We start from the raw sequence: 23,993 nt of genomic DNA on the forward strand, positions 1-23,993 counted from the left end.
AAATTCAACCTCCATATTTCTTTCGGTATAAACGTACTAAATATTCAAACAATTTTATCGTTATCCATAACAAACCACTTATCAAGAATACGAATCCAACTCTACTTGAAGCAAAGATAATCGAATCCCAAATATATATTATCCAAGGGTCACTTTTTAATCCATTGTAGGAAAGAAAGTCTCGTTTTCCCTTACTAATGTACATAGAAAATGCAAATAAAGTGGACCATAAAGCTAATGTACTAAGAATCTCCCATTTTAACTCTTTTACTAAGTGTTTATTTTTGGGACTACTATTGAAGTTCTTCGTCATATTTGTTTCATCATAAATACCCAACACTCTCCGCTCCTTAATGAATTAATTTAATAGTGACAATTGTAAATAATAGAAAGCATATTTGTTCTATTACACCACCAGTTTTAAAGTTGAAAGGAAATCTTATATAATTGCCAAACGGGTAAAGAAGTTTCACACCAGCTGGAGTTAACATGTCTCCTATGATATGCCCCGCTGCTCCAATAATTATTCCTGTGACAATGGATTGTGGGAAAAAACCATACAGAAGAGTTAAGCATACCAGGAACAAAACGCTATGAAAAAAAGTACGGTGTGTAAAAATAGTTGATACTAAGGATGGAATGATAGGAATCTTGTTGCTAATTTTACTTTTTGGATGATCTATATCAGGAAGAATAGCCCCAACTGTCAATCCAATGATGTACATTGTTGGATCTGTTACAGGTATCAAGGACACCACTGAGAGTCCAATCATTCCTGAAAAGGCAATATGGGTGTGGTATTGCATTAGTTAACCCTCCTTTCTGAAGCCATAATAATTTCATCGTATTCAAGTTGTTCTAGACATTTCAATTTCATTGTGGAGTTTATAATTTCTTGCAACCGTTTTGTCATTTGATATACCTCATGACCTACCGTCGATTATTCTTCATTTTTAGCTCCTCTAACAAGATAAACCAGCCTTCTAAAGGTATCCTCGTCCTTTACAATATCCTGAATGATATACTTTATAAAGAGGATAAAATGTTCATCATTTTTAAAATCATGCTCAATGAATGAATTAAGCATATCTTTTAAGGATAGTTGAGGATGTTTCCTGATAAAGAGTGTTAAAGCATTCATTTGTTTGTCCAGAAAGAAAGAATCGGATAAAAATTCTTTTGCAATTTTTGTGAGTGCTGCTATTAACTTATCGGAATTATATGTCGTGTCCTCAGAAACTTCATTTAATTCTTCGATTACCATCACATTTAATTTTTCTGCAACTGTCATTTTTCTCACCTTTCCAAATCTACCTATTATCTAACTAATATCAATGTCCTTATTACAACAAGCTGATATAAAGCGTAAACATTCAACTACAGGGTATCTTACTAATTTGAGAGATTGATTGAACTGCACGCCTTCTCTTTGTAGTAAGGTCAACAGTTCGTCAACGGTTAACTCATTCCTATATACTTTGTTAAAATGGTTTAAAACTATCTGTTTCCACACTTTCGAAGGAGTAGAAATGTATACTTCTCCATCAACGTAATGATTGAGAATTATTTCCATTTGCTCTTCTTTTTTCTTTTGTTTGCTTCTTTCCTCAAGTGTTGTCATTATGCTCACTCCCCACACTTGTAGGTTCATTTTCAATTACCTTCTTGCGTTTGAAAAACTCTAGGTATTTTTTTGATTTGATTAACATCTCTGTTTCTTGTTTTTGTTGAAAATCATTTTTTCTCAAGTGCCCATATATCAATACATCTTTGTCTTTAAGTTGACTTTCTTTGTAACTGAACTCTTTCCAGTAACGTTCAAAAACCACAATCGTGAAGTTCACATCATTCACAGGATAAAAATTAATGTACATAACCTTTTCTCGTTTGACGATTTTTTGTATCTTCCCGTACACAAAATAGCCGAGCTTAGGTATGGTTTCATCAGACCACAGCATATTGTGAGCTCGCTCCTGATTTATTACTACTGAAGACAGTGGTATTTTCATACCTCCCCCTACATTAATAAGAATGGATGCCAGGATGTCAGGCTCGTAAGACGTTAATAGCTTTACTACACTCTTAACTGAAGATATGTTTTTAGGTGTTTCGTTGTCCCCTTTCACTTTCACTTCTTTTTCTTCGCGAGAATTCTTCTTTTCTCTTTCTATCGAATTGGGCTCATAGTCTGGATCAATGCGATTCATTGACAATCTAACAACGGTTTCTTTCATACCTTTATCAAGTATATCCTCCTGATACTCTCCAACCTTCTTAATACTGTCTATTAGATCTAGTGGTTCGTAGAATCCGCATTCGCTAATGTGTTTTGACTCACCTCTTCCTGTTGTTTTAAAATGAGCGTTGGCTTTTCCTTTTGATACAAACACAACCGGGGCCTTGCACTTTTTATCGATGCAATATAATCGTTGCCCGTGACTCTCTGGTTCATACTGATCTGCTGATATTAATTGACCGTTGTGAAGATAAGCAGCATTCATATTAAAAACTCCTCCTTATTAATTCATTTCGGGGTCCTACCAGCAAAACGCGGAAAATATACGTTAAGAGTTTGTTCAGAATACCTTGAGTTGCTGAACACCTTATGAACAAAGGATTTATATGAATTATAGTCATTTAGAATTGTTCAATAACCTATTCAATAATCAATGTTCAGTAAGGAATACGAGACCCCATTTGGTGAAATAAAAAAGACGCACTTATCCCGTTAAGGTATAAATGCGTCTTCCGCTACAGTTTAAATTTAGTTGTCACTTACCTGCTTTATTATCTATTATTCTAGCTGATTGTTTCCCATAATTCAATGAAAAATCCCTATATATGGGTAAAAAGACATCTTAGGGACATTATTTTAATGTTATTATTATTCGGAGTTGCTACTTAGTAGGGTGTGGATCCCATGCGTCAGGCTTTTCATAGGGAATCCAGATTGTTCCGTCTTTTCTCACGATGCAGTATTGACCGTATCCATCTTCATCTACATACCAGGTGAGTTGTTTTCTAACTTCGACCGATTGAATATGTACCGGTTGAATTGGAGGTGCTGTACTTTTCCTTACAAATGGTGACCAGCCAAAGATGACATCATCAATCTGACGTATTTCTTCATGAGATTTGTTAATGACCCAGACACCAAAACGTTTCATTTCACTCGCATACCATATCATTTCATCAAGTATAGGATCGCAAGGTGGTTCAAAGGGAAACCCTTCGTATATTGTTTGTTGTTTTACTGTATTGCTCCAATCTACCCCTAAACGACAATACTCCACATAAGAGTCTGCTACTTCTTTAGGGAAAAGAGTGTAAACACTTGCTTTGTATTGACCACTTGGTGGGAATGGAATAACATTTGACTTCATGTCTAACACCTCCTAGTACGTATGTATGTATTATAATAGGGAATTATTATTTTGTCTAGTTTCTTCAATTCTTGTTTTTAATATCCATAAAGGTGACTTTTCCTTTAATCGTGCAACTTTGCATATAACCATTTACAAAAGTAAATTGTAAATCTCCAACCGCTGTGGAGCTTCCAAAGATAAAATGACGTATTAAATACTCTATACTTTCCATACTTTGTCGAAATCTACTATTATCTAGTTTGTTAGACATACTCGTAACCGTTGGTCCATCTTCCGTATAATTTGTGTGAAGCACTCTTTCATACTCGCACCTTGGTTCTTGGTGATATTTTAGCATTAACGTTACTATTCCCCTCTCTCCCTCATTAGTCAGGAATTTGCAATCATTCTTTAATAATTCTTCAACATTTTTTATAGCTTGTTTTGTTAGTTTATTTCGGTCAACTTCTATTTTTTTCATGTAATATTCCTCCTAAAAAAGTCCTATGAAATGTTGATGTTTTTATTTTTTTTAAATTCCAAAAACTAAATACATTCCTTAAAAAGTACGAAAGACGTCACTCATAATGAGTAACGTCTTTGAAATAATATTAGCCAGTTGGTCGATTTTCTTCTGATTTTATTTTCATATCAGCTGCTGCAAAAGCTGAACTCTGGGTCAAATTCAACGAAAAAGCACTTAATGTGATAGCTAATGCCAGTATTACATATGAAATTTTTCTTTTCATTTAAAATCCCCCGTTTCTATAAAGAGCATTAACGCCTACAGGATTCTCTCCTAATTTAATCAATTCATTTCGAGGTAATTTGCCAAATAATTTTTCTCCCCTATTACTGTAATCTTCAAGCGATAACCAATGATATGTTGGGTCTGAAGTAGCTAAACCTCTTAGCCACAATCTTTGTGCTTGCAGGCTGTCTTTAGAATCAATCCTATCAAGAATTTCTACTGCCTCTTTATTTCTTCCATGTTTGATTAACCAATAAGCTTTGTTCTGTTCATGAATTATCTCTTCTAGTTTTACATCAAATCCCCAGTGGATTTGAGTAAATTGGATTTTTTTCATAATCAATACTGCGACTTCCTTCATTCCTATTCTATCATAAAGTTGGATAGCTTTATTGAAATTTTTGATTGCTTCATCAGGATTATAAAACATATCTGCTTCACCGAAGGTTACATAGCACCCTGCATCATTTTTTATACTAAAAGATTTCGCAAGACCTTCTCTCGAATATTCTTTAGCCTTTTCAAAATCACACAAATTTCTAACACTAACAAATTGGAGTAGTTCATTTAACTTAACTTCAAAAGTTATTTTTAATGTATTATCTTCAACCTCCTTAAATAGTTTCTTTATTCCTGTTAACTCTGCCTGCGTTTCTTTAAAAAACTGAAGATCATTTTTAAGATACGCCTTCAATATTTTTTTTAATACTCGATTTTCTGTATTACTTGTTTTTAAAATTTCAACTAATCCAAGTAACCTAAGTAGTTTATTCCTCCTACTTATTCTTTTTTTGTTGTTATTACTATTATTAGATATCTTAACTAGCTTTTCGTATTCTTTTTTTCGCAAATAATTAATTCGATACAATCTACCTGTTTCTCTTAACATTTCATTGTGATGAGATTTTGCTACTCTTGTTAAATGGTCAAGCTCTTTAAGATAGTTGTTTTTATCGCAATACCACATTGCACCATGAATAAGTTCTATTTTTTCGTCCATTTCTGCTATGAATTTTTTCATTAATATTTCTTCATGATTAGAGTCTGTTATAGTATCAAAGCTTTTTAAGATATCCAATACCTTATGAAATTTTGTTACAGATTCTCCTTTAAGGAAATCACTCAAGTAAGACCTGCTAACACCAGCTTCCGTATATAACATTTTACGTGAAACTCCATGCTTATCCATTAAATCTTTTAATAAACAGCCTGTAGAATTACTTATTTTTGGAGATCTTAGAGTGGTTACCAATTTCACCATTTCCCCTCTATCTATTTTTAGAAAATAAAAAGCTAACCTCCACAAACACAGAGATTAGCTTCACATACCAATAAAAAATATAGGAAAATATTTCTTGATTTGATATGATAGGAAGCGTATCCTAGTTCATTAGTCGTGGTAGGATACCGAACTTCCACCTTGACGACCAAGAAAAGGTGGAAGTTTTTTCATTTTCTATTTTTATTCAATAATAATTAATGATTCCTTTTTTTCCATCATATTCTATGATAACAGAAAGAAAAACCTTCAAAAAACCTTTTTATCTGCTTTAAATGGGGATTTTATGTACTTATTACTCAGTTATCTTATTATTTCTACATTATTCGTAAGATGCTATAAATATATTAATATTTTTTAATACTTTTTACTTATATTAGGTTTACATTTTCAATTTCTATAGATGGGTAATTATTCGTATATATACAAGCAATTATTTTCAGTAGGGAATTATTACTAAAAAGAGGCTGGGACAAAACCCAATTAAAATGAAGAAACCGCACGAAATCACATTTATAAACCTTGATTTCATGCGGTTTTACTTTTGCGTAATGTATAAAAATCAGTAATTTTTAAACTTATGTCCCAGCCTCTAGTAAAAATATAAAACAACATATGGAAGAATAATAAAAAGGATTCCAACAAGGACCATTCCGTAACTTGTAAATTTCCAAAAGCGAACTGCCTTAGGGTTTTTACGTATTTTAAATATTTTAGCTGCGATTACACACATAACCGCTATTAACAAGACTATTACAGATCCCCACTTTTGTAATACGTGGAATAAAGAGAATAAGAATACTTCAATTTCTTCGTCCCCTGGCATCCGTGGCAACAACGTATCTTCTTTAAAAACAGGCAGTTTGTTACTCATGGTCTTCGATATCCTTATAAGCAACTCGACCTTTAATGGTACAACTTTCTATGAAGCCATTTACAAAAGTAAATTGCAGATTTCCCACCGCTGTCATACTACTAGAAACAAAATGACGAATTAGATACTCGATGCTTTCCATACACAAATCAAATTTTTGATTATCAAGTAGGTTTGGTGTTTTCTTAACGACTGGGCCCTCCTCATCATAATTTGTTTGAACAACTCTTTCATATTCGCACCGCGGAAATTGATTATAATTTAGCATTAACGTTACAATCCCCTTCTCCCCTTCATTAGTCAGGAATTTGCAGTCATTTTTTAATAGCCCTTCGATATTTTTTATTGCTTGGTTTGCAAGATTCATACGCTCTATTTTTTTCATGATGAGTTCCTCCTAAGCTATTATTGGTTTAGATGGGGGAATCTTGATCCCTCCCCTTTTCAAGGTAACTGGCTATTTTCATAGTTAGCTTGAAAAGAACAGGGAAACTTCCCCCTAAAAAATTACTGAATTAATCTCTGTTTCTGATGGTTCTTGATACACCCTCACAGGTTTTACGATTTGATCTTTTACTTGAATTTGAATGGTTGCATCTCCTAAAACAACCGATTTGTTAAAAATAAAATAAAATTCACTCTGGTCAATCTTCACTTTTGCTAGATTATCATCATATTTATCCAAAATTACTGCTTCCACTAGATGATAGCCTTCAGAAAATTGATACGAAGGTACAATATTACTATCTGGTAAATCTAGGGTTAGTTGTTGTTCATTGACTGATTCATAGTTTGTTTGTCTTGGGTCAAATGTTACACAATTAGTATCATGTGTCACAAGGGATTTTTCTCCTTTTCGACAAACATCGACAACGTTTTTTTCGTTTACTATAACTTTTTTGATTTTATCTAAATATTTTTTCGATGATTCGTCTAGCTCTACTACTTCCAATACCTTGCTTTCAGTCTCTTGTTGATTGGTTTCATATGTTATTTTTTCTACTCTCTCAATCGTATGAAATACTTCTAAGGAATGGTTATCACTAACAATGTTCTCACTTGTTATTTCTTCTTTTGACTGTTGTATGGAGTCTTCAAATGGATAAGATGTTGAATTTTGTTGTGATTCTAGTAACTCTGTCTGTTCTTGTTGTAACCAAAATTCCACTTCTCTTCTTTTCGCTCTCTTAAAAGCTGAACTATCTAACATATACTTGATTGAGACTAGTAAAAATAGCGAAGTTATAATGACTACCGCTTTTAACAAAACCCTTCTTCCTCCTTTTGGTATCTACTATTTCCTTTAAACAACGCAAAAAGCCCCATGAGGACATACTTCTTCCGAAAAAGAATAAATGCCACCCATAGGGCTTAAATCTCGTTACAGGGCTCAGAATAGAGCAAATAATAAATAATATACTTGAATTATAACTTACTCCTATGAAAAATGCACTACGTATTAGAAAAAAATTCTACTACTTCGATATTTTGCTATAATTCTTCAGCAATGACAAGTAATACTCTTTATCATGATGTACAATATATCGTTTTAATCGTGTTTGACTTCCTGGGAGCTTAAAAGATACCGTATCCATTAATCCGTTTAACCTCGAGACGACTGAACGACTTCTCTCTAGGTAAACTTGCATTTTACTAGCTGACAACCAGTTATTATCTAATAGTTGTGTAACTAAATATTCCTTGTCATCCTGTGAAATATCAGTGAAGACCTTTTGTGTAACATCATTATCTTCTACCATATTTTTTGTGAAAATTAATTCACCTTCATTACAAAGAAAGTGCATGATGTCGCTAACATCAATATATACCTTGTATTTTAAGCCTGCTGTCTTCCGGTCTTTAATTGCAAAATGTCTTATCTCTGATTCCTTAAATAGCTGTCTCTCGAAAGCTGAACGTGATAAATTCAAAAATTCCATTAAATCAGGAAGTGAAATAAGATAATCAAAAGCATAAACTTTTTTCAATACTTCCGAATTCAACACACTCGAAGGACTGTTTGTATCAAAATACTCTTTTAACTCTATTTCAATTCTATTCATAATTATCCACCCAACACTAAAATGATGATATATATATATGTATTGTATTAGGTATCTAAATAATTGACAACACTAGTTGCCAAAAACAACTTGAAAGTGTAGTTTGGTTGCAAAGACTGAGAAAGGCTTATTTCATGAGCTTTTATTAAAAAAAGAGCAAGAACAATATTTGCTCTCACTCCCTGTTTACTCATTGTGCAACTTGTTTTAACTCCTCAAACCGTTGGTATTGTTCTTTCGTTATTCGTGATATTCTCCCCCCAGCGTCACAAAACTGAGCATTAAAGTTAATAACATGATTATAGATGGACTGTGTGTGAAACAGGTTGTTCATTACATTATTAGCTAGTAACGCTGCCATTTTATTGGTCGCAGACCTTTGAGGGTTGTTTATAATCAATTCTCCACAACTCTCGTCTGGAAAATGGGATGCTGCATCTTCTAATATGTTTGGAAACATTACAGTTGCCGGTTCTAGTATCACAACACCTTTGTACTTAAATCCAACAACAATTTGACCACTAAAGCCACTTTGTTCAACTGATTTCCTCTCTTCCTCTGTCTGCTTACTTTCAGTATCTATCAACTCAACACCTGTCACTCCCGTATCAAGCCAGATTAGATTCTCTACCTGATCAGAGTAAAAGTAATCATGAAACAGCTGTCGTGACTTGTTATTATCAACCATTCCACAAAGAACTTTAACTTTTTGGTATTGGTCACTTATGTCGGTAACAGTAAACAATTTATGAAGTATGTCAGCACTTTTTATATACTCCGTAACGCTTTTAACAGAAATATCATATACACCTGCGTATCGTTCTGCTAATGCTTCTACTTTATATTCGCCTATATCATCTTCAGTACAGAGTTGATTCGAAAGGTTTTTTCTTTCATATTTATCAGCATCACAAATTGTTAAATCTACTCCGAATGTGACACGATTTATGTTATCTCCCTCATCAAAGGCATTAAAATGAGTACGTATATCCTGGCATAATGAACGGAAAAATTGTCCTCCATTTGCACCTACACCAACTGTTACAACCTGAAAGTATAATTTCTTTTTCCCCTCTTCTAATAGCTTAATAGCTTGCATAAATAATTCCTCCTTAAAATAGAAAGAAGAAAGCCACTGGACTCTCTTCTTCAGAATACTTATCAAATAATACTCACTCGTTTAGTCCATTCTTCAGGATAAGGCACATTTTGTGATACATCCAAGAAGGTTGTGTCAAAAATATAGTCTAATGAAAGTCTATAGAATGTACCGTTTACACCTACCCGAATTTTTATGTCAGGTTCCTGTTGGTCTAAGCGTCCTACTACTCCGTATAATAAAAACTGCTGTTCATCATTATTATCAGTTTCAGAAAAGTACGCTTCCATGCTATTGTGCGAATGTACCTGCATAACTTCAGTTAAGTCTGGAGCTTCATTATCAAGTTGTGCCGATACCCTTGCTTTACTCACTTCCTGAGTTGGACAGTCAACAACAAAGTATCCATTATTGTGCCAAAATAATTGAAGCATAACCTCATGGTCAAGGTTTTCATTGCAATATGCACGAAAGAAGGAAATAATTTGCTGTAATAAGTATCCTGGTATTCTAGGTAACTTCATCTGAAACCCTTTTGGTACTTGTTCGATCCTTCTGAGTTGTTCCTCTTTTGCAGGAGTTACGATTGTTCCTAGTAACGAGTTCCTTATTTCATAGAGCTTGCCATCTTTTGATGCAACAATGTTATATGGGTGCGCCTCTTTATTGGAAATATAGTCTGATAGTCGCCAGAATAACTGATAGATTCCTAGATTCATCAGACCCACCCCTTAGCTGCACCTGATACACGTGGGAATAACCGCTTATTTTCTTTATCGTGGTCCCATGAAGTACGGTCTTTTGACATTTCAAAGAAGTCTTGGCTCATTGATTCCCGAAGGTGTTCAAGTGTAATCCCTTCCTCTGGTATGTCCTCAATAAATTCTTCAACTGAGAAAGTAGCTCGTGCATAATGGATAGACCAATCACTCTGAACTTTAATATCCTCTACTTTCTTTTTCGGGGGTGTTGAGGATGTTTTCTTGCTTTGTTGTTTACTAGATGAACTTCTAGTATTCTCTTTCGCTTTCTCTTCTTTTACTTCTTCTTCTCCAAAAAGATTAAGTTGTGCCATAAGTATTTCCTCCTAAGTTTTTTTATATTTTTTCTACACATCCTGAGTCGGTAATTCAAAGAAATCACCTAATGTATATGGTGTTTCTTCCAGTATCTCATCATCGAAATCCTTGTTTTCAAGCTCTAAGAATCTCTCTCGTAGGTTTGTCCCGCTATATAAATCATCATTAGACGGTGAATTCAAAAATAGATAAGGTAAACTTCCTATCATACTGATATCCTTTATTTCCATTTGACGAACATCTGACCAACATGCTTGGAAGTTATTACTTACATTTGAAAAAGGATAACGAAAAATCTCTGTAGAGGATTTTAATACGCTATCTTTTACCGCCAAGACTTGTGATGAACACACATGTTGTCCATCAATTCGAAAAATGAACAGGAGTCGGGGGTGACCGACCTGTTTAAAGCTTCGTCTATGATAATCTATATTTACACGTTGTTTATCAACTTCTATACCTACTACCTTTTCTCCATTCATTAATTCCTGATATAGAAAGCATCCTTTTGGCAATATTGGGCTTGTACACTTCTTTTCATTACGTATATATGGTTGTAACACATCCATAATCCATTTCTTTTTCGCTTTTTCAGCTGTTACTTTAAATAAACTGTGAATTAGCTCCTCATGCTTTGAAAGAGTTGCACGTTTGAGCACTTGAGATAGAATTGTTTTGATATGTTTATCTTTTACGCCTTCGATTAAGTTAATCTTATCGATTAGCGCACCAAGAATGTTACTTAGTACATCTTCATTTTCAATCGATTGAACTTTATGCAGCAACTTCTTGAAAATCTCTTGAACAGCTTCATCTGCTAATTCTATTGGGTCAAAGTGCCAAGATACCGTGTTTAATATCGCTGTAATAATAGATTGGTCATCTGCTTGATCGATGTAATCAAACAACAATGACAATACTTGAAAAACATCATCTTCAAGATCTCTTTCGTGATCTTTATCCATCTCAAAGAATCCTGAAAACACATCTACTAACGATTTATCTTCTAATAAGTGTGAGACAATGTCTTCATTATCTATCATGTCAAGCATGGCCAATGATAGATCTGTAGCAGTGACACGTTTACGGTTTACTTTTATTCCATTGAAGTATTCCTCAATACGTGGCAAGTCTTCATCTCGCAATACAATACGTGTTTCATCAATTGGCTGTTCCATTCAATATTCCCCTCCAATATATAGTGCGTTCTTTAATCATTTCCTCAAATGATAATAATGCTTCTACCATTTTGTGATACATACCTGATGTGCTGAACCCCTCAAAGGATAATTCAATACCTATGTCAATGAATTTTCCATTCATAGATAACTCAAAAAACTCACAGGCAGCATCTAAAGTATTAACAATGCTATTATTATCCTTGTTGAATTTATCGTTTCCCTTAAACTCTGTTTGAAGAGAATGCCAATATATCACATCACGATGATTCTCTATCCTAACTTTGAATGTCTCTTCTTCATTCTCGACAATCTCAATGTGACAACCCAAGAAGATTACCTCCATTGCCTTGAAGAAAAAGAAATTATCATTGAATGGTGAATCAACATAAAAATGTAATGAGCTATCTAAAGGCATTCCTGCATCATGCATAATCTTAGCAATCAAAATGTTATCGGCTGTAAATACATATTGATAGATTACTTCAGATGTTAAAAACACACTCTTCCCCACTAGAAAAACCTCCTTTTAACACGCCTTACCGGAGGGGTTCCTTTAACCAATTTCCGCACATGAGCAATCCTATTTAATTCTGTAATCGAATTCTCACGATTTGGATTCATGTCATACGGTTCAGACGATTCATCTGACTGATAGAAATGAATATTTTCTAGGGCAAAAAAAGCATCCTGTTGGGTAAATGAATCAAAATCAATATCCCCTAGCGTTTCTGATGATGAATACATCATGTCAAATAAGACATTTAATAATCTTTGCTCATTATCAGCACTTTCATCTAGTAAACCCGCATCTTGAAGATTCTTACGAAACTTCTCCAAATTAACTAATTTCACAGTACTCCTCCTCCTTTTTTATTGCATATAAAAAAGCCAAAGACTCTTTTAGACTTCAATAGTCTCTAAAAGTGAACTTTGACTTCCTACATGCTATAAATATCTTCCTAAAACGCACAAAAAGCCCTATGAGGACATACTTCTTCCGAAAAAGAACAAATGTCACCCATAGGGCTTAAATCTCGTTAAAGGGCTCAAATAAGAGCAATAAATATATATAACTATTATCATACTATCAAAATCAACCTAATGAATCAAGATACCCGATACACTTCCATTTAATGTTTTGAGTAAAATATATAATGATGTATTTTAAAGCATCAATTATTACCTTTAAAAGAAAAGATTGTTCAAGGCTTCCATTTACATATTATTTCATCGGAAGGTGTAGTAATTCGCTATTCTTATCAGATTCATATGATTATTAAGCTGGTATAATAATACTACTGAATAGAGAATTGTCAAACGATAATAAAGAGTTTAAAAACAAAAGAACGTTTCAAAAATAATATAGTTATTTAAAAATGATTACATAAAACGCATTCTATCGTTTTTTATAATGAGTACCGTGTTTTTCTGTAACAACGCAAAATGAAATAACTTTAATAAGAGAATCAATGCCGATACAACTGTAAGAATGCACCTTGTACAACTTATTTTTAAATGACTTTATTGTCACTACACAATTCTATCTAGAGCAAAAAGAAGAAAGGTGTGTACAAAATGGCTGATTGTAATAATGAAAATAAAACGTTAGTTAACGATTTATATCAAATGGATTTAAAAGAATATCAAAACTATATTAAGGAGCGTTTAATATCTCTATATCCAGATACAGAAATTATTACAGAATGGAATGCAATGAAAGATGAGAGAGAGCTGGACTTTTATTCACCTCGTATTGATGCAGCAATTGGTCCTTTTGCAACTAATGGAAGGTATGAAGATGTATACGATCAAATGGTGGAAAACCCTAAATGGGGTGCACTAATAAATAGACTTTTGAATTTTAATAATGACAATTTAGCTGGTTATAATCAATTTACTAGACCCCCTGATTATCATGAAATTGTCTACCAAAACAGCAACGCAAGATGCTTTATGGGGATAGAAATAGAAAACAAAGTTAGTAGAAAACATTTACTTGGAGGAGCTATCAATGCATCTGCATTAAGTAGGATAGGTATTGTGATTCCATGGTCAGATGATAAATTACGAGCATTTATTAGATTAGTTAGGTACTTTCAATATTTAAAACTTGCAGAAAAAAATACCTTTAACACGACAAATTTACTTATAATTACAAAAGAACAATTTCTATCTGCCTTGAACTACCCACCACTTATCAGACCTCACGGTCTTGATTGAAGCGGGGGATTCCTAAGTACGGAAACCTAACGGTCTCTAATTGATTAGGCTAGCTCCGTAGTTCCTACGGTTAAGTGACGAATCGCTTCGTTTCTAAGGTTTTGTCCTGCGTTAATATCTCTATCGTGATGGGTTCCGCATGATTTACAATCCCATACACGTAAGTTTAGATTCTTAACGTCTTTGTTTTTGAAACCACAATGAGAACAAAGTTGGCTTGAAGCAAATGTTTTGGATACTACAATGACTTCTTTACCGTACCATTTAGCCTTATATTCAAGCATAGTACGAAACTTCGCCCAAGATACTTCACTAATTGCTTTTGCTAGATTACCATTTTTCAGCATGTTACCCACTTGCAAGTCTTCAATACCAATCATGTCGTGGCTTTTGACAATATCAGTAGATACTTTTTGCAAGTAGTCATTTCTAGCGTTCATTATTTTTTCTTGTAGACGTGCTACTTTGATACGCTGCTTATTCCAATTCACCCCGCCTTTTGTACGTCTAGAAAGAATACGTTGAGCAATTGCCAGTTTTTCTTCTAGCGTTCGAAAGAATTTGGGGTTTGAATATTCCTTGCCGTCGGATAGGATAGCGAAGTGTTTTAGTCCCATATCAATGCCAATAGACGAATTTGTTTTCTCTAATATTTGAACTTCAACTTCAGCTAAAAGAGAGACGAAGTACTTTCCACTAGGATTGCGCCTAATCGTTGCACTAATTATACGACCGTCAACATTACGGCTATTAGCATATTTAACTAGACCAAGTTTAGGTAACTTGATTTTGTTCCCAACAATGGCAATGTTACCGTTTGTATGTTTTGTCGTATACGATTGAACTTTATTCTTTTTAGATTTGAATCTAGGAATATCATTTTGTTTTTTGAAAAACCGATCAAAGGCATCTGCAAGGTTGCGTAGTGACGATTGAAGAGAAATACTGTCAACTTCCTTAAGCCAAAGTAGTTCTTTTTTTAACTTGGTTAGCTCGGCAGAGCAAGTACCATATGCAAGACCTTTACCAGTCTGTTTATATGTATCATTCCATTCAGCTAAAAAATGATTGAACACAAAACGACTACAACCAATGGTTTTAGCAATTAACAGTTTTTGTTCTTTGTTTGGATAGATACGAAATTTAAACGCTTTATTGACCAGCATTTTCTTCACCTCACTTACCGATTAATAGGTTAATTATACCATATGCCAAGTGAGTTTTGACTTACACCAACGGTCATTCATCCCCCACTTAACCTTCACTCGCTTCGCATTGTTTCGGTTTGAAGTGAGGGTCTTCTGTCCGACAAATGATAAAATGTATAATTTCATTCAATAATTTGAGGGAGGAGTATTATTCTCCTTCCCTCTAATCTTAAAAATTAAACGCCAGCTGATTCTCAACTGGTTTTTTTCTCGAACGTTTTTTATAACTCCTTATTTCTACTACCTGTATATCGTACATCTCAAATGGATCAAGCTGACCGCTTTCGTTACTATACGATTCAGCAGCAGAAAACAAGTTATGTTCTTCTTCAGCTGTAACTTCTAATCTCTTCGTATTAATATCTATAACTGGTACACCACATAACCTTCTCGTTTCATTGGCTAAGTCTATCATACGTTGTTCCAACACTTCTTTAAACATAGATTCTTCTACTATTTCTAAACCTTCTAGCTCTTTAACTGCAAGTGTCGTCCAATCTGTTGCAACATTAGAATCTGCGAAACAACTAGCTAAATCAGACGCTAAGGAAGATTGATCATCACGAGCATACTTTGCTAATTCTCCTCGATCTAACCTACCTTCTGTCATTAAAGCGTGTCCTCGAGCTGCCATGATTTTTAGGAATTGAGCCATCTGCTGTGTTCCATTATAAACTGGTATGAAGACTCTACATTCTTTATGTTGTCCTATTCTATGACTGCGTTTTCCTGATTGACGAACAACGTTAACCTCATAGCTAAGTTGATTAAAGATAATTGTTGGCCACGCTAGCATATCAAGCCCAACCTCCACAAGCTTCATATTAGTGATAATGACCTGTACACCATCATTTGCTAGTTTATTTAATACGTCACCACGTTTTTCAGTATTAGGCTCATTCAAAATCTCGCTCTCAATGCCATGATCTCGCAAAATCTGCTGTGTACGCTCATTCATTTCATATTCTCCAGTATAGTTATTATAAATAACCACACCCCTATTTTCACTAAGTTCTTGTTTAACTCTATCTATTAGCCATCTCTCTTTTGCATGATAACCTTCAATTTTTGGGGATGTAATGACTGTATCTTCACCCTCCATATTTGGGAAGGTATAATAAGCACCCAAATCGGGTCTATCAGCATAGTTAATAGTAGCAGGTACAAACTTACTCCATGCCCCTTTAGAACCCGTCCATGCCCTATTCTTACACTCCTCATACATTTCTTCATGGAAGTTGCTATAAAGGACTCCATGCTCTGGGTCCATGTTAATGAATATAGGCTTCTCATGTAATTCAACAAGTGGCAATCCTAAGTCATCTAAATCTAAAAATGTAGTCTTATGAAGTAGAAATTGAGCTGTCATTTGCGGTGAAATGCCTGGTTCTTCTACTGGTTGCTGTGGTTTCCTTCTTTGACGAGTGACCCATCCGTTTTCATCGACTTCATCGGATAAAGTAACCACTTGCTTAACCTTACCAAACCGCTCCGCCCATGCAATATCTCCTGTTTTATCAGAAATACCATGTTCTATTAATGCGTCCTGATCGGTTCTCCATAAAATCTCTTTAATGGATGTAGATTTCCCGTTAACAAGTGTGCCAGTAAGAAGTAGATTTTTTTTAGCTGCTCTCACCATTTGAGCGAATGCATCACCACGACCACTATTTCCTTTTGCTTGGTGCACTTCATCGCATATATATATGTCAAAATACTTTTTCATCCTTTTGAAGATTCGACTGATATTCACACGTGGACGATTTCTCGTTTCACCTCTGTTTTTAACAGCTGGTCTCCATAATTTCGAATGACAACTCGCTTCCAGTATTGCTTGTTTGTACAGTTCCTCATCAGCTTTACTCCTACTCCGTTCTAATAGCTGTTGAACTTCACTCTCTGGAAGATATCCACCTACTTCTTTTCGATATGAGCATTTAGTGAATTTCTTGCTTTTTCTCCATTTGACTTTATATCCCTTCGGTAAGCCATTAGGGAGTCGTATCTTTTCACCTAAATCAGGGTCTGTTGGTTGCGTTCCCCATGCTACATCAGACCATTGAAGGGGAATCCAATCGTTAGTCCCTTCTTCCTTTTTGTATAGAAGTCGCCCGCAATCAGGACAATGCCACCCATACACGCTTTTTTTACCTTTCACACGTTTCCAAACCCCTGCAAAAAATGGTTCAGATCCCAATTTCGCTTTGTCGATACCAATTAACGTATATTCAATATCAGTAGGTGTTGGTCTGTATCCATTCCTCACTTTATTAAGAAGTCTAAGCGCTTCCTCACTTGAACGGATAATTTGTGTCTTTGCATGAGGTAGTGTTTTACCGATTTCTTTCTTCTCCCATTTAGTTAATGTAATACCAGGAGCAGAAAGTAAAACAGTAGTACCACGTTTCGCACCATTACGTCTTTTACGATTATGAATGACATTTACAACACCGTTGGCTTGAATAGATTTTCCGCACCCCATATTTGCAGAAGTCGTTACAGAATTTTCAACGTCTAACCCATTCACCAATGCTTGAATGACGTGAGCTTGGGCAGGAAAAGGTACAACACCCATCTGTGCAATAGCAGGCTCAAGGTTGTCAGTAGGCATATGCTTCGGTCGCATTTCTTGAAGCTTTTTACCCATAGTTTCAGCATTATTGACCATGTACTCTTTCATACTCCATGAACGGTCAAAAACACCATGAACATCAGATTGTGGAATACGTAGCATCCCATTCTTGAGTGCCATCTCTACCATTTCTAGAACCTCTGATTCATCACCATCAAACCTTATGGCTCTAATATTAGGATAGAATGAACTAAACTCAGGATTTCGAACGATGTCTAGTTCGCTGTAAAAAGGATTGAATAAAGAAGAATAATGCTCTTTCCATTCATAAGGCAATCCAAAGCGACGAATCACATGTTCAGCAACAGCATCATCCATATTGCCATCTACTGAAATAATATATGCTCGGTTACTTTTCTCTCCTATTTCTTCAACACCTTGTATACTAGCAAGAGAGTTATAGATGATCCCATGTGCAACATCTCCTAAACCGATGCGCTTTTCCATCCGTCTAAACGGATCTGCTCCTCTATGATATTCTTCACCTTCAATTATTACTGAGCGTGCTTCAATAATTCCCGCTGATACAGCAACTACAGATTCAGGTACACCTACGTAGCTTGCAGCTACAATATGATTCTCATTCTTCACCCGCTCCGAGATGACAAATTGTACAGTAGCATCAAAAAATCTTTCTGAAGATTGCAATGTTATTTTCATAGTTGTTACCCATGAATACCTATCCTATGTACAGAAAAGGGTAACCCCCCTGTCTGTAAGAAATAAGTAGACAGAGGGGCTTCCCTCCTTTGTTATTTTTGATTACCTTTTATTACATTGTTTTTAAGAATTCAAACTAAAAATCCCGTTTTATTAATTAATAATTCTTCATATTGTAAAATTTGTTCATATGTTAACCATTCTGGTTTTTCATTATCAGAAAAACTATTATACAATTCTTTCATTTTTTTAATTTGTTCTTTTTCGTTTTTTGCCCACAGATTGTTTGCATTTCTGTTTCCACTTCTTAAATAATACTCACAATCACTTCTTAATCTGTCTAATAATAAATAGTTAAATCTATCTTCTTGATTTATTTGTTTTACTGTTTCCTTAAAATGTATTTCTAGATCATTTTTGATAGGCCAACCGGGTTCACCATCAAAATCATTACTACAACAATATAAATCGGGGTTATCGCTGCCAAGTGTTATGTCTTTATATAAGTTTCCTGTTTCAATACATTTATAAACGGGTCTACCCCAATAATCATCACCTATATATTCCATAGTTCTAATATTCTTACTTCCCAATGTATTTCTGTTCATCTCACATTCCTCCAAATGTTGTCTTTAAAGCTTCAAAGAGCCGTTATTTTAATAAATTTATTCTCACTAAATCTCAATCCCAAAACATTGTTAATTCAAAAGTCATACCATCTATATGAGTAATATCAAAACCAGGCATGTCTCCAAAAATATCATCTTCATCATAGTACCAAATGTCATACGTTTTCTTTTTTACAATATTTAACACCTCTAAAGAACCTTGAATCCTCCCATTACTATGTAATCGTTTTACTTCTTGTTCTATTAATTCAGCATTCATGAAACTACCTCCCTAAATCTCGCTTTACTCTTCTTCAACAAAAATAGCATACCCTTCATCAACAAAACCTTGTAAGGTTTCTATTTGTTCAGATTCTAAGTATCTACCTTCTTCAGCATGAAAATAATTAGCGTACGAAAACGGTTTGATAAATTGGATCTTTTTATACATATGTCCCTTCCTCCTACCTAGTTAATGTTACTTTTCTCTCATTATTTCTATTTGTTTGTTCGATAGGGTATATTTTCTTTTCTTTCTTATCGTAATAAATACTTGTTGCCAATTGGTTTTTGTCTATGCTAACTAGCTCATCAGTTTGTTCCTGTATTAAGTTAGACTGCAGCAAGTGTTCATCAGTCTCATTAATGTATGGAACAATTTGATTTGCAGAAATATACACTATCCGATCTACTTCCTCTTGAGTGAGTGGACGTTGATGAACCATTAACCTACCAGTTCCACCGCACACCAAACAAAATTGTAATTCGCCTCGACAATCGCACTGAACTAACTTCACCTTTTGTATGTTCATTATATTTTTCCTCCTATTCAAGTTCGTGAATTCCTGTTTGTGTAAACACTCTCACGATAGACTTATGATGCTTTATATAAATCTCTCGTTTTTTTAATCCTTCATCATCAAATTCTTCTTCCACATCAGTGACAGGTTTTGTAATACCGGTCACAAGGTGATTGCCCATGTTTCCTGAAATCGCCCCGCTCGCAACTGCAATACCCATATGAGTAGGTTTTAGAGGGAGTATGGGATTTTTCATGGTTGCTCGGTTACTTTTCTGTGAGATTCGCTTAGAAAATTCTTCAAACACAGATGACTCTTGTAAGTCTCTTACAATCTCTTCTGGCTTTAACTTTCCTGCACGAAACACATTTACTTCTTCCAATGATGCCTTTACAACAAAGTCTTCCTCTATATCTTCTAACGTTGGTAGTATGTCCGGTCCCGACTTTGCAAATTCTTTGAGTCTAGCACTTATTTCCTTTCTTTCATCAAGTTTTGCTCTACCGTAATATCCAAACACAACAACTTGTTGAAAAATGGGATAATTCTTATCAGTGAATCGATAGACCTGAACATTGTGGAATCTGCCTGCTAAAACACTTGCACATGCTCCAAGTACATACTGGGGAACACAGAACATTAATAATCCATTTTGCTGTAACACGTTTTTTGATTTACTAGTGAGAGTACGTAGAAAACGTAATTCAGTACGTTCATGAAAAACCTCATCATATACTGGATTGAGCCACATCAAGCTGTATTTAGGATCTGTTCTCACATTCTCGTATCCATCTTGTATCACGTGATTTATTACTTCTCTAGCCATATTAGCTCTTGTTATTTCTAGCTCTACTGCGTATGTTTGAACATCAGCACCTAGTCTATTAAAATGGTTACCTATTGCATGAAGAGCTTTTCCTTCACCTGCACATGGATCACACAGGTTTAGCAGTTTATTTTCTTCTCCACGTTCAAAATATAAATGTTCAAAGATGAATGCTAGCTCCTCTAATGGTGTTGAATAATAGCCTCCTTTTGATTGTGAAGCAATTCTTGCCATGACAGTTCCTCCTTGCTATGAATTCGCATTGAAAAAATAAACAAAGTCGATTTCACTTGAAGGAAAATCGACTTTGTTATTATGTAGAGTCGTTTAGTTAATCATAAAGATGGTCAAACGATTCCTCTTCTTCTTTTAGTAATTAGTTTCTTCAGTTTCATCCATCCAATTACAAACCTATTCGGTATATATTGATTAGGCATTATAATCTCATGTCCATTTTGAATACAGTCTTCCTTTAAAGCGACTTTACTGCATTCAGAATCTAATATTACCCTGCCATCTGATAATTGTAAGATGATTAATTTCTCATCATTTCTTATGATTGTTCCCTCAATAAGTTCTGAATTTGAAAATAAGACCCAAACTTCCATCCCTACATAGGGGGATTGTTCCCGATAAGTATCTTTCATATATAGTTCCTCCTTGTGTGTTGTTCAAATTTCATATACCATATAGTTTCAGAAAAATTCTATTATCTTCTAGTTGAACCTTACAGCTCTTAGCTTTTTCATTAATAATTTCCTCACTCTCCAACGACGAGTCATATTAAAGAAAAGTCTATTTAAAAAATTCATAGTAAATTCCTCCTTAGTGTTCTTTCTATCTGCGATAACTGTAAAAATCACAATCATTAGCGGATATAGTCCTTCCGTCATTCAGTTCAAATAACATAATGTTAGGTATCCCCACATCTTGCCTAATGAGCTTACCTGGTATTACGTCTTCTTTAAAATGTATCCATACTTTCATACCCACAAAAGGGGTCTGAAATGGTTTATCCCTTCTCATTTAACCCCTCCTTTTATGCAATACAGGCATGAAACGGTTCTTCATTAATACAATCGATAAACCAATCATTTATGAAGCGAATTTCTCCGTTCCAGTTGATAACTAAGAAATAACCTTCAGGTCGGTCTTCTTTTTGTTGCCACCTAACAAAATCCGCTTCGATCCTCTACTTTTGACCGCTTAATCGTACCCTTATTTCTTCATTTGATTTGAATGTTGGATAAGTAGTTACTGACATTTTCTATTCACCTCCTTTGAAGGGAATAGAAGAATCGTCATTGTATCCTTTTTATTCTTAAATCGTTCTTTTGCCCAACTTCTTACTTCTGTTTCAGTCCCTAACTTCATTAGAGAAATCGGTTGTTTTTCTTTCCTTATGACTTTGATGCGGAATATTTGTATATCGATGATAGCATCCCTTTTGAATGAAACAGGGGCCTGTTCAATTTGATATACAATGTCAGTATTAATTATCCGTTTTTGTTCACCTATTTGAATATAGAACACCGCAGGTTCACCGACTTGTAGCTCCTTTAGTTCCACTTCGCTTAAAGAAAAGTGACCATTTCTTGAATAACCTTTTTCCTCTAACACATATTCCACATTTTCTGTCTTAAATTTAGCAATCATTATAAATCCTCCTTATTGAGTTAGAGTTTCTCTTCTTAAAACATAAAAAAGGAGTCACAATAAAAATTGCGACTCCTGTGTGTTTTATAAGTTCTTACTACTTAAGTAATCGGATGGATTTGAGGTTCGAAACCATTATTGTAAATGTCATCGATTCCTTTTCCTTTTTCTATCGGCCATATAGCAATAGAAAGTCGAATACCTAGAGGAGTAAGTTCTTTAGTAGCTTCCTTAATGCAGTTTAAAACATTTACTTGTACTGAATCAGTTTTGGTTTGTGCATCAGCATCAAAGCCAATAATGACGTGTTTAGCTTTCAATGCAATAGTTGGTTCAAGGAGCAATCTCCAAGAAGTAACACCCGATACTTGTAAGTGGATTTGTTTAGTAAAATCAGCAGCAATATCACCTTTAAGTCCTCCTTCTCCCCACCAAATGGTGTCTGTATCCACACCATGTTCTTGGATCTCTCCTTTATGGAGTGTCCAATTTAAAAGTGGTCCAGCGGGAACAGCCATATGATATGGAGTAGGGTTTGCGATTTCTGCACCTTTTAAAATCCCTTTACTTTCATCGGCAGTTGAAGACAGCCATCCGTATTTAGAACCTTGTTTTGACTGTACCTTTCCTTCTGCTAGCACAAGTGGCTGCTTTGAAAGCTGATTACGAGTACAATGTTCAAGAACTTCACCGGTACTCTTTTGCACAACCAAGAAATGCTCATAATCGTTCATGTGAACTTCAAGATCCCCTTCACATTCAATAAATGTTGGTCTTTCATCATACAAGATTTGAAATCCTTGTACACGATTATGAATATCTCTGTAAGGTATCAGCAATCCCGCTCTTCCAGCTGTTGTCCAATATGGACTATATTGTCCTTTTTTGAGAGCGAATCCAGGAATACCATCTAACTCACGCACATGACGCAACAAAGCTTTTGTAGCTATGTAGCGATCTTTGTTGTTGTGAGTTAATGACTTAAATTGCCTTATCCTTGCAATCTGTAAAGGAATTTTCCGTACTTCCTTAAGGTGGTCAATGTGCCTATCATATAATGGTAGTTGCTTTAACCATGCTTGATAGACTTCATTGATACGTTCAGCAGATGCTTTTTTATTTTGGTTTTCTTTAGGTGTAAAAGTGGGCGTATAATCCACTGGCTGAAATTCTTTTGTTTGACCATCATCATATTCAATGGTGATTCCAGCAAGCCTACAAACCTCTTCCACCGCTTCAACAAACCGTTTATCCTTTGGATATGGTTCATTAAAACGTCTATATGCAACAAAAGAAATGGGGCATCTACCTGAAGCAACACCTCCAAAATCCTTCCAAATACCTCTTTGGGGGTTAATACTAAGAGAGGGTGTACGTTCTCCCCCATTTCGGTACGTAAAATAACTATGACCTGACCTTTGAAGTGACTCGCCTAATTGTTCAGCTATAAAAAGTAAGTCTACTTTTTTGGCTTTTTCAACCGTTTTGTCACTAATCCTCATACATGCTCATCCTTCCTACAGGTTTTAAATACGCAAAAAAGCCCTATGTGCAGACATACTACTTCCTAGAGTAATCATGTCACCACATAGGGCTTAGTTCTCGTTACAGGGCTCAAAATAGAGCAAATTTTAATAATATATGGCTATTATAAGTGATTTTTTTGGATGGGTCTATGTTTTTCTGGAAATT

At 34.8% G+C, this 23,993-nt stretch carries 31 protein-coding genes; 1 reads left to right on the forward strand and 30 read right to left on the reverse strand.

Annotation, left to right across the window (positions count from 1 at the left end; translation table 11 throughout):
- Positions 1–4: 4 nt before the first annotated feature.
- From V1503_RS24055 to V1503_RS24145, 19 genes are all read right to left on the reverse strand, one after another.
- The gene (locus V1503_RS24055; RefSeq protein WP_410629708.1) at positions 5–337 is read right to left on the reverse strand and encodes a hypothetical protein; all 333 of its coding nucleotides are present in this window, start codon (positions 335–337) and stop codon (positions 5–7) included.
- 13 nt (positions 338–350) lie between these two features.
- Entirely contained in the window at positions 351–806 is a 456-nt protein-coding gene (locus tag V1503_RS24060; RefSeq protein WP_410629710.1) for a metal-dependent hydrolase, read from the reverse strand.
- Between the two features lie 134 nt (positions 807–940).
- On the reverse strand, positions 941–1,291 hold the full coding sequence (locus V1503_RS24065) for a hypothetical protein (RefSeq protein WP_410629712.1): 351 nt from the start codon (positions 1,289–1,291) through the stop codon (positions 941–943).
- Between the two features lie 30 nt (positions 1,292–1,321).
- The gene (locus V1503_RS24070) at positions 1,322–1,621 is read right to left on the reverse strand and encodes a hypothetical protein (protein WP_410629714.1); all 300 of its coding nucleotides are present in this window, start codon (positions 1,619–1,621) and stop codon (positions 1,322–1,324) included.
- On the reverse strand, positions 1,608–2,501 hold the full coding sequence (locus V1503_RS24075; RefSeq protein WP_410629716.1) for a hypothetical protein: 894 nt from the start codon (positions 2,499–2,501) through the stop codon (positions 1,608–1,610). The genes V1503_RS24070 and V1503_RS24075 overlap by 14 nt, the downstream gene beginning before the upstream one ends.
- A gap of 396 nt (positions 2,502–2,897) precedes the next feature.
- Positions 2,898–3,383, reverse strand: a complete 486-nt coding sequence (locus tag V1503_RS24080; protein WP_410629717.1) for a hypothetical protein — start codon at positions 3,381–3,383, stop codon at positions 2,898–2,900.
- A gap of 64 nt (positions 3,384–3,447) precedes the next feature.
- A complete protein-coding gene (locus V1503_RS24085) occupies positions 3,448–3,846 on the reverse strand; it encodes a hypothetical protein (RefSeq protein ID WP_410629719.1) in 399 nt (132 codons plus the stop codon).
- A gap of 130 nt (positions 3,847–3,976) precedes the next feature.
- Positions 3,977–4,114, reverse strand: coding sequence for a hypothetical protein (locus V1503_RS24090; protein WP_410629721.1), 138 nt, complete (start codon positions 4,112–4,114; stop codon positions 3,977–3,979).
- Entirely contained in the window at positions 4,115–5,374 is a 1,260-nt protein-coding gene (locus V1503_RS24095; protein ID WP_410629723.1) for an AimR family lysis-lysogeny pheromone receptor, read from the reverse strand.
- Positions 5,375–5,987: 613 nt separating this feature from the next.
- Positions 5,988–6,269: a hypothetical protein gene (locus tag V1503_RS24100; protein ID WP_410629725.1), complete on the reverse strand. Its 282-nt coding sequence runs from the start codon at positions 6,267–6,269 to the stop codon at positions 5,988–5,990.
- Complete coding sequence (locus tag V1503_RS24105) at positions 6,262–6,654, reverse strand: hypothetical protein (RefSeq protein ID WP_410629727.1); 393 nt, start codon at positions 6,652–6,654, stop codon at positions 6,262–6,264. The genes V1503_RS24100 and V1503_RS24105 overlap by 8 nt, the downstream gene beginning before the upstream one ends.
- A gap of 114 nt (positions 6,655–6,768) precedes the next feature.
- On the reverse strand, positions 6,769–7,536 hold the full coding sequence (locus V1503_RS24110; RefSeq protein WP_410629729.1) for a hypothetical protein: 768 nt from the start codon (positions 7,534–7,536) through the stop codon (positions 6,769–6,771).
- Positions 7,537–7,744: 208 nt separating this feature from the next.
- Complete coding sequence (locus tag V1503_RS24115; RefSeq protein WP_410629731.1) at positions 7,745–8,332, reverse strand: hypothetical protein; 588 nt, start codon at positions 8,330–8,332, stop codon at positions 7,745–7,747.
- Positions 8,333–8,522: 190 nt separating this feature from the next.
- On the reverse strand, positions 8,523–9,431 hold the full coding sequence (locus V1503_RS24120; protein ID WP_410629733.1) for a ThiF family adenylyltransferase: 909 nt from the start codon (positions 9,429–9,431) through the stop codon (positions 8,523–8,525).
- A 62-nt stretch (positions 9,432–9,493) separates the two neighbouring features.
- A complete protein-coding gene (locus V1503_RS24125) occupies positions 9,494–10,150 on the reverse strand; it encodes a Mov34/MPN/PAD-1 family protein (protein WP_410629735.1) in 657 nt (218 codons plus the stop codon).
- The gene (locus V1503_RS24130; RefSeq protein ID WP_410629737.1) at positions 10,150–10,506 is read right to left on the reverse strand and encodes a hypothetical protein; all 357 of its coding nucleotides are present in this window, start codon (positions 10,504–10,506) and stop codon (positions 10,150–10,152) included. The genes V1503_RS24125 and V1503_RS24130 overlap by 1 nt, the downstream gene beginning before the upstream one ends.
- Before the next feature lie 33 nt (positions 10,507–10,539).
- A complete protein-coding gene (locus V1503_RS24135) occupies positions 10,540–11,688 on the reverse strand; it encodes a hypothetical protein (RefSeq protein WP_410629739.1) in 1,149 nt (382 codons plus the stop codon).
- Positions 11,672–12,202, reverse strand: a complete 531-nt coding sequence (locus V1503_RS24140; RefSeq protein WP_410629741.1) for a hypothetical protein — start codon at positions 12,200–12,202, stop codon at positions 11,672–11,674. The genes V1503_RS24135 and V1503_RS24140 overlap by 17 nt, the downstream gene beginning before the upstream one ends.
- The gene (locus V1503_RS24145; RefSeq protein WP_410629742.1) at positions 12,202–12,543 is read right to left on the reverse strand and encodes a hypothetical protein; all 342 of its coding nucleotides are present in this window, start codon (positions 12,541–12,543) and stop codon (positions 12,202–12,204) included. Before V1503_RS24145 ends, V1503_RS24140 begins: the two co-directional genes overlap by 1 nt.
- A 723-nt stretch (positions 12,544–13,266) precedes the next feature.
- On the opposite strand from V1503_RS24145, the gene V1503_RS24150 reads away from it, so the two are divergent.
- Positions 13,267–13,911 carry a hypothetical protein gene (locus V1503_RS24150; RefSeq protein ID WP_410629744.1) on the forward strand — a complete coding sequence of 215 codons (645 nt, stop codon included), beginning with the start codon at positions 13,267–13,269 and terminating at the stop codon, positions 13,909–13,911.
- A 44-nt stretch (positions 13,912–13,955) separates the two neighbouring features.
- On the opposite strand, the gene tnpB is transcribed toward V1503_RS24150, so the two are convergent.
- The 11 genes from tnpB to V1503_RS24205 all read right to left on the reverse strand — a co-directional run bounded on the left by tnpB (position 13,956) and on the right by V1503_RS24205 (position 23,803).
- Entirely contained in the window at positions 13,956–15,077 is a 1,122-nt protein-coding gene (tnpB, locus tag V1503_RS24155) for an IS200/IS605 family element RNA-guided endonuclease TnpB (protein ID WP_410629746.1), read from the reverse strand.
- 211 nt (positions 15,078–15,288) lie between these two features.
- Positions 15,289–18,411 carry a hypothetical protein gene (locus tag V1503_RS24160; RefSeq protein ID WP_410629748.1) on the reverse strand — a complete coding sequence of 1,041 codons (3,123 nt, stop codon included), beginning with the start codon at positions 18,409–18,411 and terminating at the stop codon, positions 15,289–15,291.
- Between the two features lie 131 nt (positions 18,412–18,542).
- Complete coding sequence (locus V1503_RS24165) at positions 18,543–19,019, reverse strand: LPD11 domain-containing protein (protein WP_410629750.1); 477 nt, start codon at positions 19,017–19,019, stop codon at positions 18,543–18,545.
- Between the two features lie 73 nt (positions 19,020–19,092).
- The gene (locus tag V1503_RS24170; protein WP_410629752.1) at positions 19,093–19,299 is read right to left on the reverse strand and encodes a hypothetical protein; all 207 of its coding nucleotides are present in this window, start codon (positions 19,297–19,299) and stop codon (positions 19,093–19,095) included.
- Between the two features lie 24 nt (positions 19,300–19,323).
- Positions 19,324–19,470, reverse strand: a complete 147-nt coding sequence (locus tag V1503_RS24175; RefSeq protein ID WP_410629754.1) for a hypothetical protein — start codon at positions 19,468–19,470, stop codon at positions 19,324–19,326.
- A gap of 13 nt (positions 19,471–19,483) precedes the next feature.
- Entirely contained in the window at positions 19,484–19,831 is a 348-nt protein-coding gene (locus V1503_RS24180) for a hypothetical protein (protein WP_410629756.1), read from the reverse strand.
- Between the two features lie 13 nt (positions 19,832–19,844).
- Positions 19,845–20,879, reverse strand: coding sequence for a DUF6094 domain-containing protein (locus V1503_RS24185; RefSeq protein ID WP_410629758.1), 1,035 nt, complete (start codon positions 20,877–20,879; stop codon positions 19,845–19,847).
- A 113-nt stretch (positions 20,880–20,992) separates the two neighbouring features.
- Positions 20,993–21,292: a hypothetical protein gene (locus V1503_RS24190; RefSeq protein ID WP_410629760.1), complete on the reverse strand. Its 300-nt coding sequence runs from the start codon at positions 21,290–21,292 to the stop codon at positions 20,993–20,995.
- Positions 21,293–21,482: 190 nt separating this feature from the next.
- Positions 21,483–21,671, reverse strand: coding sequence for a hypothetical protein (locus V1503_RS24195; protein ID WP_410629761.1), 189 nt, complete (start codon positions 21,669–21,671; stop codon positions 21,483–21,485).
- Positions 21,672–21,899: 228 nt separating this feature from the next.
- On the reverse strand, positions 21,900–22,301 hold the full coding sequence (locus tag V1503_RS24200) for a hypothetical protein (RefSeq protein WP_410629763.1): 402 nt from the start codon (positions 22,299–22,301) through the stop codon (positions 21,900–21,902).
- A 101-nt stretch (positions 22,302–22,402) separates the two neighbouring features.
- Positions 22,403–23,803 carry a DUF3854 domain-containing protein gene (locus V1503_RS24205; RefSeq protein WP_410629765.1) on the reverse strand — a complete coding sequence of 467 codons (1,401 nt, stop codon included), beginning with the start codon at positions 23,801–23,803 and terminating at the stop codon, positions 22,403–22,405.
- Between the last annotated feature and the right edge of the window lie 190 nt (positions 23,804–23,993).

The organism is Nanhaiella sioensis (assembly GCF_046557775.1).
Taxonomy (GTDB): domain Bacteria; phylum Bacillota; class Bacilli; order Bacillales; family SM2101; genus Nanhaiella; species Nanhaiella sioensis.

Bases quoted from the DNA above. Each gene is read 5' to 3' on its own strand.
- V1503_RS24105 (WP_410629727.1), bottom strand. From the start codon at position 6,654: ATGAAAAAAATAGAGCGTATGAATCTTGCAAACCAAGCAATAAAAAAT.
- V1503_RS24160 (WP_410629748.1), bottom strand. From the start codon at position 18,411: ATGAAAATAACATTGCAATCTTCAGAAAGATTTTTTGATGCTACTGTA.
- V1503_RS24070 (WP_410629714.1), bottom strand. From the start codon at position 1,621: ATGACAACACTTGAGGAAAGAAGCAAACAAAAGAAAAAAGAAGAGCAA.
- V1503_RS24150 (WP_410629744.1), top strand. From the start codon at position 13,267: ATGGCTGATTGTAATAATGAAAATAAAACGTTAGTTAACGATTTATAT.
- V1503_RS24170 (WP_410629752.1), bottom strand. From the start codon at position 19,299: ATGAATGCTGAATTAATAGAACAAGAAGTAAAACGATTACATAGTAAT.
- V1503_RS24075 (WP_410629716.1), bottom strand. From the start codon at position 2,501: ATGAATGCTGCTTATCTTCACAACGGTCAATTAATATCAGCAGATCAG.
- V1503_RS24120 (WP_410629733.1), bottom strand. From the start codon at position 9,431: ATGCAAGCTATTAAGCTATTAGAAGAGGGGAAAAAGAAATTATACTTT.
- V1503_RS24165 (WP_410629750.1), bottom strand. From the start codon at position 19,019: ATGAACAGAAATACATTGGGAAGTAAGAATATTAGAACTATGGAATAT.
- V1503_RS24065 (WP_410629712.1), bottom strand. From the start codon at position 1,291: ATGACAGTTGCAGAAAAATTAAATGTGATGGTAATCGAAGAATTAAAT.
- V1503_RS24090 (WP_410629721.1), bottom strand. From the start codon at position 4,114: ATGAAAAGAAAAATTTCATATGTAATACTGGCATTAGCTATCACATTA.
- V1503_RS24085 (WP_410629719.1), bottom strand. From the start codon at position 3,846: ATGAAAAAAATAGAAGTTGACCGAAATAAACTAACAAAACAAGCTATA.
- V1503_RS24135 (WP_410629739.1), bottom strand. From the start codon at position 11,688: ATGGAACAGCCAATTGATGAAACACGTATTGTATTGCGAGATGAAGAC.
- V1503_RS24205 (WP_410629765.1), bottom strand. From the start codon at position 23,803: ATGAGGATTAGTGACAAAACGGTTGAAAAAGCCAAAAAAGTAGACTTA.
- V1503_RS24100 (WP_410629725.1), bottom strand. From the start codon at position 6,269: ATGAGTAACAAACTGCCTGTTTTTAAAGAAGATACGTTGTTGCCACGG.
- V1503_RS24115 (WP_410629731.1), bottom strand. From the start codon at position 8,332: ATGAATAGAATTGAAATAGAGTTAAAAGAGTATTTTGATACAAACAGT.
- V1503_RS24200 (WP_410629763.1), bottom strand. From the start codon at position 22,301: ATGATTGCTAAATTTAAGACAGAAAATGTGGAATATGTGTTAGAGGAA.
- V1503_RS24195 (WP_410629761.1), bottom strand. From the start codon at position 21,671: ATGAGAAGGGATAAACCATTTCAGACCCCTTTTGTGGGTATGAAAGTA.
- tnpB (WP_410629746.1), bottom strand. From the start codon at position 15,077: ATGCTGGTCAATAAAGCGTTTAAATTTCGTATCTATCCAAACAAAGAA.
- V1503_RS24175 (WP_410629754.1), bottom strand. From the start codon at position 19,470: ATGTATAAAAAGATCCAATTTATCAAACCGTTTTCGTACGCTAATTAT.
- V1503_RS24130 (WP_410629737.1), bottom strand. From the start codon at position 10,506: ATGGCACAACTTAATCTTTTTGGAGAAGAAGAAGTAAAAGAAGAGAAA.
- V1503_RS24060 (WP_410629710.1), bottom strand. From the start codon at position 806: ATGCAATACCACACCCATATTGCCTTTTCAGGAATGATTGGACTCTCA.
- V1503_RS24125 (WP_410629735.1), bottom strand. From the start codon at position 10,150: ATGAATCTAGGAATCTATCAGTTATTCTGGCGACTATCAGACTATATT.
- V1503_RS24190 (WP_410629760.1), bottom strand. From the start codon at position 21,292: ATGAAAGATACTTATCGGGAACAATCCCCCTATGTAGGGATGGAAGTT.
- V1503_RS24080 (WP_410629717.1), bottom strand. From the start codon at position 3,383: ATGAAGTCAAATGTTATTCCATTCCCACCAAGTGGTCAATACAAAGCA.
- V1503_RS24185 (WP_410629758.1), bottom strand. From the start codon at position 20,879: ATGGCAAGAATTGCTTCACAATCAAAAGGAGGCTATTATTCAACACCA.
- V1503_RS24180 (WP_410629756.1), bottom strand. From the start codon at position 19,831: ATGAACATACAAAAGGTGAAGTTAGTTCAGTGCGATTGTCGAGGCGAA.